This window comes from Clostridium magnum DSM 2767 (assembly GCF_001623875.1).
Taxonomy (GTDB): domain Bacteria; phylum Bacillota; class Clostridia; order Clostridiales; family Clostridiaceae; genus Clostridium_AM; species Clostridium_AM magnum.
In genome coordinates this window covers 1,209,482-1,221,742 of sequence record NZ_LWAE01000002.1, presented here as the reverse complement: position 1 = coordinate 1,221,742, position 12,261 = coordinate 1,209,482, and the positions used below count along the sequence as shown (strand labels likewise).

General features: G+C 31.0%; 11 protein-coding genes, 1 pseudogene and 1 riboswitch. Of the genes and pseudogenes, 11 read left to right on the top strand and 1 reads right to left on the bottom strand.

Going from position 1 to position 12,261, the window contains the following annotated elements:
• Nucleotides 1–2: 2 nt before the first annotated feature.
• A complete protein-coding gene (locus CLMAG_RS13090; protein WP_066622731.1) occupies nucleotides 3–1,010 on the bottom strand; it encodes a HoxN/HupN/NixA family nickel/cobalt transporter in 1,008 nt (335 codons plus the stop codon).
• A 371-nt stretch (nucleotides 1,011–1,381) separates the two neighbouring features.
• Nucleotides 1,382–1,565, top strand: a riboswitch (cobalamin riboswitch).
• Between the two features lie 131 nt (nucleotides 1,566–1,696).
• Between CLMAG_RS13090 and CLMAG_RS13085 the strand changes: the two genes are divergently transcribed.
• The 11 genes and pseudogenes from CLMAG_RS13085 to CLMAG_RS34725 form a co-directional block, all read left to right on the top strand.
• Nucleotides 1,697–2,716, top strand: coding sequence for a HoxN/HupN/NixA family nickel/cobalt transporter (locus CLMAG_RS13085; protein WP_066622729.1), 1,020 nt, complete (start codon nucleotides 1,697–1,699; stop codon nucleotides 2,714–2,716).
• A gap of 251 nt (nucleotides 2,717–2,967) precedes the next feature.
• The gene (locus CLMAG_RS13080; protein WP_066622727.1) at nucleotides 2,968–4,749 is read left to right on the top strand and encodes a stage V sporulation protein D; all 1,782 of its coding nucleotides are present in this window, start codon (nucleotides 2,968–2,970) and stop codon (nucleotides 4,747–4,749) included.
• On the top strand, nucleotides 4,733–4,954 hold the full coding sequence (locus CLMAG_RS34950; protein ID WP_423231070.1) for a FeoB-associated Cys-rich membrane protein: 222 nt from the start codon (nucleotides 4,733–4,735) through the stop codon (nucleotides 4,952–4,954). The genes CLMAG_RS13080 and CLMAG_RS34950 overlap by 17 nt, the downstream gene beginning before the upstream one ends.
• 154 nt (nucleotides 4,955–5,108) lie before the next feature.
• Complete coding sequence (locus CLMAG_RS13075; protein WP_066622725.1) at nucleotides 5,109–6,008, top strand: prenyltransferase; 900 nt, start codon at nucleotides 5,109–5,111, stop codon at nucleotides 6,006–6,008.
• A 250-nt stretch (nucleotides 6,009–6,258) separates the two neighbouring features.
• Complete coding sequence (locus CLMAG_RS33230; RefSeq protein ID WP_066622724.1) at nucleotides 6,259–6,618, top strand: YHS domain-containing protein; 360 nt, start codon at nucleotides 6,259–6,261, stop codon at nucleotides 6,616–6,618.
• Nucleotides 6,619–6,801: 183 nt separating this feature from the next.
• Nucleotides 6,802–8,169, top strand: a complete 1,368-nt coding sequence (locus CLMAG_RS13065; RefSeq protein WP_066622723.1) for a sigma-54-dependent transcriptional regulator — start codon at nucleotides 6,802–6,804, stop codon at nucleotides 8,167–8,169.
• A gap of 141 nt (nucleotides 8,170–8,310) precedes the next feature.
• Nucleotides 8,311–9,708, top strand: coding sequence for a two-component system sensor histidine kinase NtrB (locus tag CLMAG_RS13060; RefSeq protein WP_066622722.1), 1,398 nt, complete (start codon nucleotides 8,311–8,313; stop codon nucleotides 9,706–9,708).
• A 422-nt stretch (nucleotides 9,709–10,130) separates the two neighbouring features.
• Entirely contained in the window at nucleotides 10,131–10,694 is a 564-nt protein-coding gene (locus CLMAG_RS13055; RefSeq protein ID WP_066622721.1) for a DUF6803 family protein, read from the top strand.
• Nucleotides 10,695–10,784: 90 nt separating this feature from the next.
• Nucleotides 10,785–11,252: a DUF6803 family protein gene (locus tag CLMAG_RS13050; RefSeq protein ID WP_066622720.1), complete on the top strand. Its 468-nt coding sequence runs from the start codon at nucleotides 10,785–10,787 to the stop codon at nucleotides 11,250–11,252.
• 262 nt (nucleotides 11,253–11,514) lie between these two features.
• Entirely contained in the window at nucleotides 11,515–11,820 is a 306-nt protein-coding gene (locus tag CLMAG_RS13045) for a phage integrase N-terminal SAM-like domain-containing protein (protein WP_066622718.1), read from the top strand.
• Between the two features lie 213 nt (nucleotides 11,821–12,033).
• Nucleotides 12,034–12,253, top strand: a pseudogene (locus CLMAG_RS34725) (hypothetical protein); the annotation flags it as partial.
• Nucleotides 12,254–12,261: the final 8 nt, after the last annotated feature.

Here is a 12,261-nt window from a genome sequence, read left to right as displayed (position 1 = left end):
TATTATACAGTTTCTAGGCGTAGCATTTTCCAAGCTAGATAAGATATACCCCATGAAATAATAAACAATCCAACTAATAAGTAACCCATACTACCAAAATTAAGATTTTGTATCCATCTCCAAAAGCCGCTATTTAAACCAAGCTTAGGTGTTAATATTTGAGCTAGCTCAATAAAGCCTATAAATAATGCAGCTACCACAGATATTCCAGTAACAGACAAGTTATAATATATTTTACGTATAGGTGTTGAAAATGCCCAATTATATGCAGTAGTCATAAATATTCCATCTGCTGTATCCATTAAGCTCATTCCAGCAGCAAAAATGATAGGTAAAGATATTATAAATGTAATTGGTACATATTGAGTTGCAGCATTTGCAGATACGGCAAATAGTGCTACTTCAGAAGCTGTGTCAAATCCAAGACCGAATAGAAAACCCAATGGATATACGTGCCAGCTTTTATTAATAAATCTATAAAATGATCCTAAAAGACGTGATATAAAACCACGATTTAGTAGAAGTTTGTCTAGATTTTCTTCGTTATATTCTCCTCTACGTGTGCCAATAAATATTTTATAAATGTCAAACCATATATAAAGATTTAGAACACCAATGAGTACAAGAAAAATACCAGAAACTGTAGTGCCAATTAGGCTACCAATTTCTTTTATCTGAGGAATATTATTTTGAGCCCATTTAATTGAAAAAGCAGTTATAACAGCCATCACAAACACGACAGTAGAATGACCTATTGAAAAGAAAAATCCAACCCCTGCAGGATCTTCCTTGTCTTGTACTAATTTACGAACTGTATTATCAATTGCAGCTATATGGTCTACATCAAAAGCATGCCTCAATCCAAGAGTATATGCTAAGAAACCAAATCCAATTATCTGAGGATACCTGTGAGCGTTAATTAGTAGGAGTGCTATTCCTATGATATGTAGTGCGATTACTACGATCCCATAAGAAAGCCATGCTGGTTGTTCTTTAAACTGAAACTTCATATTGAAATCCTCCTTTGAATCATGTAAAAACATTTAGTATATTTTAATTAATAAATATATAAGCAAGATTTATTCCATTCCAAAATGAGCTAATAAGGACTAAAATAGTGAAAAAGTTTCAAAATGATACTGTTTTGGTTTCGTTTTGAGAAAAAATATTAAAAAGTCTCAAAATGATATTTGCGAAAATACTATTGTATGTTATGAATAATTCTTAACGCTGGTATAATCATTGTTATCTTTTATTTTATTAAATAACTAAAATAGTTTAGTAAAGTAAATTTTATACTAAATTACATATCATCTTCATAAAATCTTCACATCAAAAGTATATAATATAAAAAATGTCATGAATTTTAGAAACATTAAAATTTAATATTTTAGATATAGGTGCAGTTTGGAAACTGCTTAAAAGGGAAGTTGGGTGAAAGTCCCTCACGGTCCCGCCACTGTAAAAGAGGAGTTCTTATAAATGATGCCACTGGAGTAGTTTGGGAAGGCTTATAAGAATTATGATACTTAAGTCAGGAGACCTGCCTATATTTTTATAATATAAACTCTACGGATGATAGGGGGTATTTTCAATGTTAACTATTTATAGTTATTGTTGCCATCAAGCCTCTTAGCATTATTAATGTTAAGAGGCTCTTTATATAGAAATTTTTATGCAAAGGATGGTAAATTTTATGGAAATTATAAAATCTAATGTCGTGAATAAAAATTATTCTGGTTTTATCAGATATGTATTAGCTGTAGCTGCATTACATATCACAGGTATAGCATTACTAATGACTGGTATTCATCGTTATCCCCAAATATTAGGTATGGCAATACTATCATATACACTAGGTTTACGGCATGCTTTTGATGCTGACCATATTGCTGCAATCGATAACACTGTTCGTAAATTGGTACAACAGCGAGAAAACCCCAAAGGAGTAGGATTTCTTTTCTCTTTTGGACATTCCACAGTAGTAATAATTATGGCAGTTGTCACTGTTTGTGCAGTAAAGTGGACACAAAATAGTCTACCACAGTTTCAAAAATACGGGAGCACTATATCTCTAGCGGTTTCTGGAGGATTCCTTATAGTTATCGGATTAGTCAACCTTTTTATGTGGAAAGATATTTTTAAAACTTTTTTAAAGCTAAGACGTGGTACCTATGATGAAGAGACAATAAATTATGAAAATTCTAAGGGGATTATAAATCGTTTAACTGCAATAGTTTATAGTTCGATTAGCAAAGGGTGGCATGTTTATATATTAGGGTTTATGTTTGGATTGGGCTTTGATACTGCAACTCAAGTATCTCTTTTGGCAACGTCAGCTACTGCGGCAAGTCATGCTATACCTATTTTAGCAACACTGGCCTTTCCTATATTATTTACTGCTGGAATGAGTCTAATGGATACTGCAGATGGCTTCTTTATGTGTACAGCATATGAATGGGTTTTTGCAACTCCATTACGTAAAGTTTATTATAATCTCACTATAACTGGGCTCTCAGTAATTGCTGCTCTGTTCATTGGATTTATTGAGATGGCGCAGCTATTAATACCTATATTTCGATTAAATAATGGTTTTGCTACTTTAATACAAAATCTAAATTTTAATACTGCCGGATATATATTAGTAGGACTATTTGTGATAGTATGGGGTATTTCTTATGCTGGTTGGAAGATCTTTGATATAGGCAGTAATTAGTCCAAATTAATTTTATAGTAAAGATATAAGCAATTTAGTTCAATAATAAAAATTATAGACTGAGATAAAGACGTTAGCTTATCTGGCAATGTATGTAGAGATATGTTAACGTCTTTAATTATGTAGAATGAATACATTTTAGGTAGTATCTTCATAAAATCTACACATTAATCGTCTATAGTATATAGAGGACTAATAAACAGCTAAAAAGTTTATAAAGATTATATTGGAGTCATTAAAGAGGCACTAAAATGAAGAAAAAAATTTTTATTAATAAACGTAGGATTATTGGCATTTTGATATTTATATGCACATTGTTCTTAGCACTTGCGGGACGACTATTTTATGTAATGGCAGTAATATCCCCAAAATATAAAGCTATTGCTGAGGAACAACAAAAAAGTGAACTGCAGATTAATGCGAAACGAGGAAGAATACTTGATAGAAACGCAAATGAATTAGCTGTAAGCATGGATGTATATAGGATAGATTTAGATTTGAAAACTTTAAGACAAACTTTGAACGATAATACTATGACTTCTGATGAATTGGCTAATAAGCTAGCATCAATACTTAACATGAAACCAGATGGTGTAAATAAAATATTAAATACAATTTTACCTAATGGTCTGCCAGCTAGTTCTGCCGTATTAAAGAGACAAGTAGAAAAAGCTCAAATTGATAAAATCAAAGCTTTAAATATTAGAGGTATAATTGTGTCTTCAGATCCTAAAAGATATTATACAAACGGCAATTTTCTATCAAGTGTATTAGGGTATGTAAATTCTGATGATATTGGTGTTTCTGGAGTTGAATTAAGCTATAATAAAGAGCTCTCAGGAACCTCAGGTAATATGACTTATGAAAAAGATGTATATAATAACCCGTTGCCTTATAATAATCCAGAATATGTACAGCCTGTAGATGGGAAAGATGTTGTTCTAACAATAGATGAAACAATTCAGGATTATGTTGAAAAAGCTGCACAAAAAGCTTTAGAGGATAATAAAGCTAAAGCAGTTAATATTATAGTTATGAATCCTAAAAGTGGTGAAATATTAGCAATGGCAAGTAAGCCAAGTCTGGATCTCAATAATCAATTGAATATTTCAAGCAATTCTAAAGATGTTCAAAAACTTTGGAAAAATGCTTCTGTTCAAGACAACTTTGAACCAGGATCTATTTTTAAAGTTATAACTTCAGCTTCAGCACTAGAAAATAATATTGGGCTAAATGATACATATATAGATAATGGAAGTATAAAGATTGGTAATACAGTGATTCACTGTTGGAACTTAGATGGTCATGGTAAACAAAACTTTGTTGATATAATAAAGAACTCTTGTAATGTAGGATTTGTGGAATTAGGACTTAATTTAGGTAAGGACAAACTTATAGCCTTTGCCCAAAAGATGGGCTTTGGTGAAAAAACCGGTATAGACTTACCTGGAGAATCTTCTGGTATTTTAAGAAATCCAGGTAAAACAAATGATGTAGATTTAGCTACACTGGCTTTTGGACAAGGGGTTGGAGTTACACAGGTTCAATATATGGCAGCTTTTAATGCTATAGCTAATGGTGGCACATGGATAAGACCTCACGTTATGAAAGATATTGTCCATTTTGATGATAAGAATAAAATGGTTACAGACAAAATCTATAGTGACTATGGTAAAAAGAATGTTTTTGATGCAAATCTAGCATCAACCTTAAGACAGGATTTAATAAAGGTTGTTACAGAAGGTGTAGGTCAAAACGCATTTGTGCAGGGACTTGATATTGCTGGAAAAACAGGTACTGCTCAAGTGGCGGATCCTGCAACCGGCAAGTATGCTCCAGGAAAATACATGTCTTCCTTTGCAGGCATGGCCCCAGCAGGGGATCCTAAAATAACCCTTTTAGTAAGTATAAATGAACCAGAGGGTTCAAACTATTATGCTGGAGAAGTTTCAGCTCCTGTAGCAAGAGAATTATTTAAACAAATATTTAATTATACTGCAATTAAAGGCGAAGTAAATGTGTTGGGTAAATAGGATAAAACTATCCTATAATTTTAAGTTTATTGCAAAGAGGGGGAACAGTAAAATGGATATTAAAACAATTATCATTTTAGCTATTATTGTTTATTCAGTGTATATTTTCTATAGGCATATTAAAAAGAAACCATTAATTAGGAAGAAATCGTCAGATAGTTGTAACTGTAGTAAATGTAATTTAAAATGTAAAAGTAGAAAGTAAATCATCCCTTGAGCCACATATAGGTGATGAAGAAAAAGGAAGATAAAAATAATATACTAATCTTACATTTAACAGTTACAAATGCTATTGTTAAGTTAGATAAAGACTAGTTACCATAGTTTAAAGGTGTCCTTAAGGAAATAGAGGTGAGAAAATGAGCTTTCCTACAATAATAAAGCTTATGGATATAAAAACTCTTGTTGCAGGAATTGTCCCTGTAGTGCTAGGTACGGTTTATTCAAGGTATGCTTTTGGAAAGTTTAATATTATTTATCTTATATTGTTATCAATTTCCATGATATTGATTCAGAGTGCTACTAATATGATTAATGATTATTTTGATTTTAAAAGTGGAGCAGATAGCAAAGAAAAAGGAAATGAAAAAGCTCTAGTAAATGGTGAGGTTACCCCAAAACAAGTTTTAGGTATTATATGGGTATATCAATTCATTGCTTTTCTAATTGGTATTTTTATAGCTAGCCAAACAAGTTATTATATTTTGATAGTTGCAGCTATTGGTGAAATTATTTCAATTTTATATGCTTGTGGGCCTTTACCTATTTCATATACTCCAATAGGTGAAATTGTATCTGGAGTAACCATGGGGATAGGTATAACAACAACGGTTATTTATATTCATTCTGGCACATTTAATTTAAATACAGTACTGATAGCAATTCCTACTGCAGTATTTATTGGTACCATATTACTGTCTAATAATTTAAGTGATATAGAAGAAGATAGAAAAGTTGGTAGAAAGACATTGCCCATACTGATAGGAATTAAAAATTCTGAGAAGCTGTGGATTTTTAATGTAATAATGTTACTTGTACTAACATTTATTTTAATGATAATAGGCATTTATCCTATTATTGTATTAGTAGCCGTTGTTTTATTATTTCCTTATAGGTCAATTTCTAATTTTTTATCCTATGATAAGAGTATCTCTACAAAAGGCAAAACAATGGGGCTTATAGGTCAAGTCGGATTAAAATATCACTTAGCTGTGATTATTGGATTATTAATATCGATTATGTTCAAAATAGGTATTTAATAATATCGTCTTCTAAAAAAGACTACTCTAAGAGATGGGTAGGATTATAATTTAATAATAAAATAAGAAACCTCTTTGTGATTTAATGGATTTCACGAGAAACCATAATACAAAGGGGTTTTGTACTGCTTTTTATAAAATCAACAATTTAAATTTCTTCATTTTATCTACATAACTTTGTTCTATACTATGTGTAAACAATAAAAATTCGATCAATTAGAATATGATTATATATTAAAGAGAGGTGTTTATGTTGAGATTCTTAGCAGATAACTGGTGGTATATTTTATTTTTCGGATTGATGGTATACATGATGTTCAGAGGGGGAGGCTGCTGTGGAGGGGGACATTCAAGTCATAGCGGACAACATGATTCACATGGAGGCGGTTGCTGCGGAAACGGTCATAAAGATTATTCAAATCACAAAAAGCACGAAGAAGACAATGTAGCATATACTGGAAAAACAACAAGTATGAGTATAGATACTGATCAAGACCCTGTATGTGGCATGTTTGTATCAAAGGCAGATTCTATATCCAGGGAGATAAATGGCAGGACATATTATTTTTGTAGTCAAAACTGTGCCAATGAATTTGAAAGAAACACGTAGTACGATAAAAATGGCTATAAAAAAGATAATTGAAAATTTAAATTATATTAAAATCTCTATTGGACTAAAAATTCAATAGTAATTAAAAAAAGCTTTTACCGCCCCTGCAGAGGGAGGCGGCAAAAGTTTTTTGACGAATAGAGAAACTATTATATTATCTGTTTAAATTAGGAGGAGATTCAGATTAAAAAGATATTAATAGCTGACGATGAAAAAAATATGCTTTGGGCCTTAAAAAAAGCACTTAAGAATGAGGAGTATAAAATAACTACAGCATCTGATGGGTTAGAAGCTATTGATATAGTTCTAAATAATGATATAGATTTAATATTACTTGACCTTAAGATGCCAAAAGCAGATGGTATGGAAGTACTAAGAAAAGTTAAAGACAAAAATCTTAATATTCCCATTGTAATGATTACAGCACATGGAACAATGGAAAGTGCTGTTGAAGCAATGAAGCTCGGAGCCATAGATTACATATCAAAGCCCTTTAACATTGATGAGTTAAAAATAATAATAAAAAACGCACTTAACATAGGTAATATGCAGGAGAAAATAGAATTGCTTACAGAAGAGCTTAATAGTAAATCAGGAAAAACTATAATCTATAAAAGTGAAAAAATGAAAGGCATATTAGATATAGTAAATAAGGTTGCAGATAGTAATGCAACTGTGCTAATAACTGGAGAAAGTGGTACTGGAAAGGAGCTAATCGCTAATGCTCTTCATTTTGGCAGTAATAGAAATAACAAACCATATGTTAAGATAAATTGTGGAGCCCTGCCCGAAAATCTTCTTGAAAGTGAGCTTTTCGGGCACGAAAGAGGCGCTTTTACAGGTGCAGTTTCAAAAAAAATTGGAAGATTTCAACTTGCAGATGAAGGAACCCTATTTTTAGATGAGGTTGGAGAGCTGCCACCTTCAATTCAAGTTAAACTTCTTAGAGTTCTTCAAGAGAAAGAATTTGAAAGAGTTGGAGGAAATGACACCATTAAAGTGGATGTAAGAATACTGGCAGCAACTAATAGAAATCTTTTGGATATGGTGAAAAAAGGAGAATTTAGAGAAGATCTATTCTATAGACTAAACGTGATACCTATAGAAATTCCTCCACTAAGAGAAAGAAAGGAAGAAATACCATCCCTTATAAAATTTTTTATAAACCGTTATTCCATCAATATAAAAAAAGGCGAGATAAAGTTTTCGGCTGAGGCATTAGAAGCACTTGTAAATTATAAATGGATAGGTAATATAAGAGAACTAGAGAATTTCATTGAAAGACTTGTAATTTTAAATGATGGAAAAACTATTAAAATTGCGGATCTACCAAAAGAAATTTTAAATAACAGTAGTGAATCCACAGAATTTGCAATCCCAGATGAAGGAATTAATCTGGATGAAGTTGAAAAAAGCCTTATAGTACAAGCACTTAAAAAAGCTAATAATAATCGAACTAAAGCAGCGAAGCTTTTGGGAATCACAAGACATACTTTGCTATATAGGATGGAGAAATACAATATTAAGGAATCAAAGCAACTGGTTGTATAAGCTGGTTGTTTTAATTTTTTAATAAAAATGCTTGGTGTTAAATTTGCTGTGAAATATATGAACCAATTAATTAAATGAGCAAATAACACAGAGAGGTGTATCAAATAACACAGTCAAGATAAATAAAAGGTAGGTGTGAAAATGAAATCAACTATTAAAACAAAAATATTTATAGGATGTAGTATTATTGTGATTACTTTAATGCTTTATTTAACAATGTACTCTAAGGGAGAGCTCCATGATTTTTACAGAAGGTTATATTATATACCTATAATATTATCAGCGTTTAGGTTTAGATTAAAGGGTGCAATAATATCATTTAGTATTATTATATTGCTTTATGTTCCACATCTTTTTCTGTATTTTAGAGTGACAGATACAAATATTGTGAATCAGGTACTTGAAATAATTATGTTTATGGTTGTTGCATGTATAACAGGAACTCTTGTAGAAAAAGAATTTAAAGTGAAAAAGCTTTTAGAAGATCAAGTTGCAAAGATTACAACCCTAGAAAATTATACAAAAAATATTTTAGACAGCATTTTAAATGGTGTTATTGCCGTTGATAAAAATCTAAAAATTACTTCAATTAATAAAGAAGGCAAAGACATATTAGACTATCAGGATAGCTATGATAAACATATATACGAATTTTTTGAAGATAAAGAGGTAGTTAAGATTCTCTTAAAAGATGCTTTAGATTTTAATAAAAATATTATAGGTTATGAAACATATAGCATTGGTAAGAATGGAGCTAAAGTTCCTGTTAGAATACATTCTTACGTTCTTAAAAATCTACTTGATGTATCACAAGGAGTGGTGCTGATAATCGAAGATGTTTCTCAAGTTAGAAAGTTGGAGGAACATATAAGAAGAACAGAGAAGCTTTCAGCAATAGGTGAGCTAGCATCAGGAATTGCACATGAAATTAGAAATCCTTTGGGAATTATTAAAACAATTGCACAGACTATTAGTAAGGACGTAGAAGATGAAGAAACAAAGGAGGGGCTTGAGATTATAGAACATGAGATAGATAGAGCTAACAAAGTAATACAGGGACTATTAGATTTTGCAAGACCTAGTATTTTCAAAAATACAGTTAAATATTTAAATATAACTATAGATACTGTAATAATGATAGTAAATAAGTATGCACAGCAACATAAGGTTAATATAAGCTTTAATTGTGAAAATGATGTTACCTCAAGTATCGATGAAGATAAACTAAAGCAGGCATTCATAAATATCATTTTTAATTCAGTCCAAGCTATGCCGAGAGGTGGGAATATTTATATAAATCTATACAGGAAACAACAATGGAATATTATTTCATTTAAGGATGAAGGGGTTGGTATAAATAAGAGTAAATTAGAAAAAGTATTTGAGCCCTTTTACTCCACAAAAGAAAAGGGAACAGGACTTGGATTATCTATAACTCATAGTATTATAGAAGAACATAAAGGATATATGCAAATTGAGAGTAAAGAGGGAAAAGGAACTCAGGTGGATATTTATTTGCCATTTATAAAATTGGAATAATACTGTTTAGGATTATTGGCACCAAAATTGCTTATTTATATTATGTAACAATTAGTTAAAAGGATCGATTTTATCGAGACTTAAAGACAAGTACTGGTATGGATTTAACAGTTCATCTATTGTTTAGAGGTGTGGAAAGGAGGAATGTGTGGACATGTTAAACCTTATTCAAAATTTGTATTAAATAATGCAATAGGTGTAGCATATGACACAACAATCGGAACAAATCATTTATTGTAGTTAGTGCAAAAGTATCAAACATATAACTTGTACACCCCCTTTATGAGGGGAGCTGTGAAAAATTCAAGGTGAAATTCAGTATTTGATGAAACTAACTAATTATAATTAGCGGTATATGATAATAAAAATAGCAGTGAGAAGGAGGCAGCTTACGTTTTACCGTTTCGTAGGCGTAAATAATTATGAATAGTATGACACATTATATGGCTTTGATAATGGGGAATCAACCCTGGAATCTATTTACCTTCATGGCAATACCGGTTATCCTAGCTGAGACATTGACAATAACAGAGTTTATTGTTCTTTTCAATAGAAAGAAGAGAGGTGCAGCCTTAGGTGAAATAGCAATAGCACTAGAAGGTAACCAACCTTCTAACAAACAAGATAATAGCATTGCAAGAAAAATAAATAAATTCGTAGGGATAGTAGGTGGACTTTACTTTACTGGTATATTTGCTTACTTATTTATAACAGCAGCTGTTCCATTAACAATAAATGGTCAATGGGACACATGGGTAGATGTTGTAGCATTAGGTTTTTATCTTAGCAGAGTACTCTTTTTATTGCCAATAGCACTTATGGATTTAGGACTAATTTTTAAAAATAAGTCGGAAGAGGAGAGATCACAGATTCATTTTAAGCTAATTGTTGGATTCTTAATTGTAGCCCACATTAATATGATATTTGGTATGCTTAGTCCAGATGTAGTTAGAATGGCACCGCCAATGGGAAATATGAAAATGTAGAATATCTTTAAGTAAATAACGGAGTGCTAAAGAAAATTAAGTAAAAAAAAGGAGGAGCTTACGTTCACCGTTACGTAAGTATAGAACAATATGAATAACATGACACATTATATGGCTTTATTAGCTAGTGCCCAACCTTGGCATTTAATAATTTTTATGGCTATACCAGTTATTTTGGCTGAAACATTAACTATATCAGAGTTATTTATAATCTATAGCAGGCAAACAGATGGTATTGCTAAGCAAATAAATAAATTTGCAGGAATAGTATTTGGCTTTTACTTTACAGGAATATTTATTTATTTGCTAAATACAGCAGTTATTCCATTAACGATAAATAATAAATGGAATACTTGGATAGATGTTACGGCAGTAGGTTCATATTTAAGTGGAGTATTAGTTTTATTACCTATTTCTCTTATGGAATTAGGAATTCTCTTCAAAAATAAATCAGAAGAGGAGAAATTGAAACTTCACTATAAGCTTATATCTGGTTTTTTAGTAGTTGCACATGTTGCGATGGTTTTCGGTATGTTAAATCCAACTTTGTTTATATAAATGCTTAATTAAAAATATAGTAATGCAATAAGCCTTTAAAAGCGGCTGTCTCAGAATAATAAGGGACAGCTTATTCCTATTTGAAACAAAAAAACGAGTTGCAAATAGGCTTTTTACTTTGTTAAATAAAAATGGTCATACTCGCTCTGCAAGCTCCTATGACCATAGAGTAAAACTTTCCGTAAATATTTAACGTTTTGATATGTAAAATAATTTTTCATACAAGGTAATAAACCTAAGCGATAGCAAAGGAGATATGTATATGATAGAGGAATTTGAAAAGTATTTGTTATACAAGGAACATAAAAGTTTTAGTACAATTAAGACATATTCAAGATGTATTCGACAGTTTATAAACTGGTACTATAACACAAAAAGTAAAGATATCTCAAGGTTGGATAGGAAAACGATTAATGGGTACAAGGAGTATTTAATAGTCGTAGAGAAGAAAAAAGCGCAGACTATAAATGTTAGGCTCTGTGCTCTGGTTATGCTTAGTAAGTTTTTCTATTATAAAAATCCACCTAAAAATTACATTGTAAGAAAAAAGTATAAAAATGTCAATTGATTGTATTTATGATTTATTGAAAGAAAAAGGAATGTCTTTCAAATGATTTTTCAATCATTTTGAGACATCCCCTTTTAATTCCTAAATAATTTTTATAAATACTATTGAAATAAATTAAGGTATAATTTATAATTAAGGTAACACCCACAGGGGGTGGGGGTGATAGAGAAAGGATACCCATATAAACCTTAAAAGAATAAATTGCATTTAGTTACGGCTACAGATTTAAGTAAGAAACCATAAGAAATATAAACCAAAACTTATTCTCGATCTTTGGATAAATACATTAGAGATTCCAGTGGCTATGGGGATATTACATATATTCGAGGGAACACTTTCGAATCGGATAATAGCAGCAATTGCTATAATTTTAAGTTCTGTATCAATTTTAACTAATGCACTAAGATTGAACGGCTTTAAGCCCTCAATATAGAAATATAA

Bases quoted from the DNA above. Each gene is read 5' to 3' on its own strand.
- CLMAG_RS13090 (WP_066622731.1), bottom strand. From the start codon at position 1,010: ATGAAGTTTCAGTTTAAAGAACAACCAGCATGGCTTTCTTATGGGATC.
- CLMAG_RS13085 (WP_066622729.1), top strand. From the start codon at position 1,697: ATGGAAATTATAAAATCTAATGTCGTGAATAAAAATTATTCTGGTTTT.
- CLMAG_RS13080 (WP_066622727.1), top strand. From the start codon at position 2,968: ATGAAGAAAAAAATTTTTATTAATAAACGTAGGATTATTGGCATTTTG.
- CLMAG_RS34950 (WP_423231070.1), top strand. From the start codon at position 4,733: ATGTGTTGGGTAAATAGGATAAAACTATCCTATAATTTTAAGTTTATT.
- CLMAG_RS13075 (WP_066622725.1), top strand. From the start codon at position 5,109: ATGAGCTTTCCTACAATAATAAAGCTTATGGATATAAAAACTCTTGTT.
- CLMAG_RS33230 (WP_066622724.1), top strand. From the start codon at position 6,259: ATGTTGAGATTCTTAGCAGATAACTGGTGGTATATTTTATTTTTCGGA.
- CLMAG_RS13060 (WP_066622722.1), top strand. From the start codon at position 8,311: ATGAAATCAACTATTAAAACAAAAATATTTATAGGATGTAGTATTATT.
- CLMAG_RS13055 (WP_066622721.1), top strand. From the start codon at position 10,131: ATGAATAGTATGACACATTATATGGCTTTGATAATGGGGAATCAACCC.
- CLMAG_RS13050 (WP_066622720.1), top strand. From the start codon at position 10,785: ATGAATAACATGACACATTATATGGCTTTATTAGCTAGTGCCCAACCT.
- CLMAG_RS13045 (WP_066622718.1), top strand. From the start codon at position 11,515: ATGATAGAGGAATTTGAAAAGTATTTGTTATACAAGGAACATAAAAGT.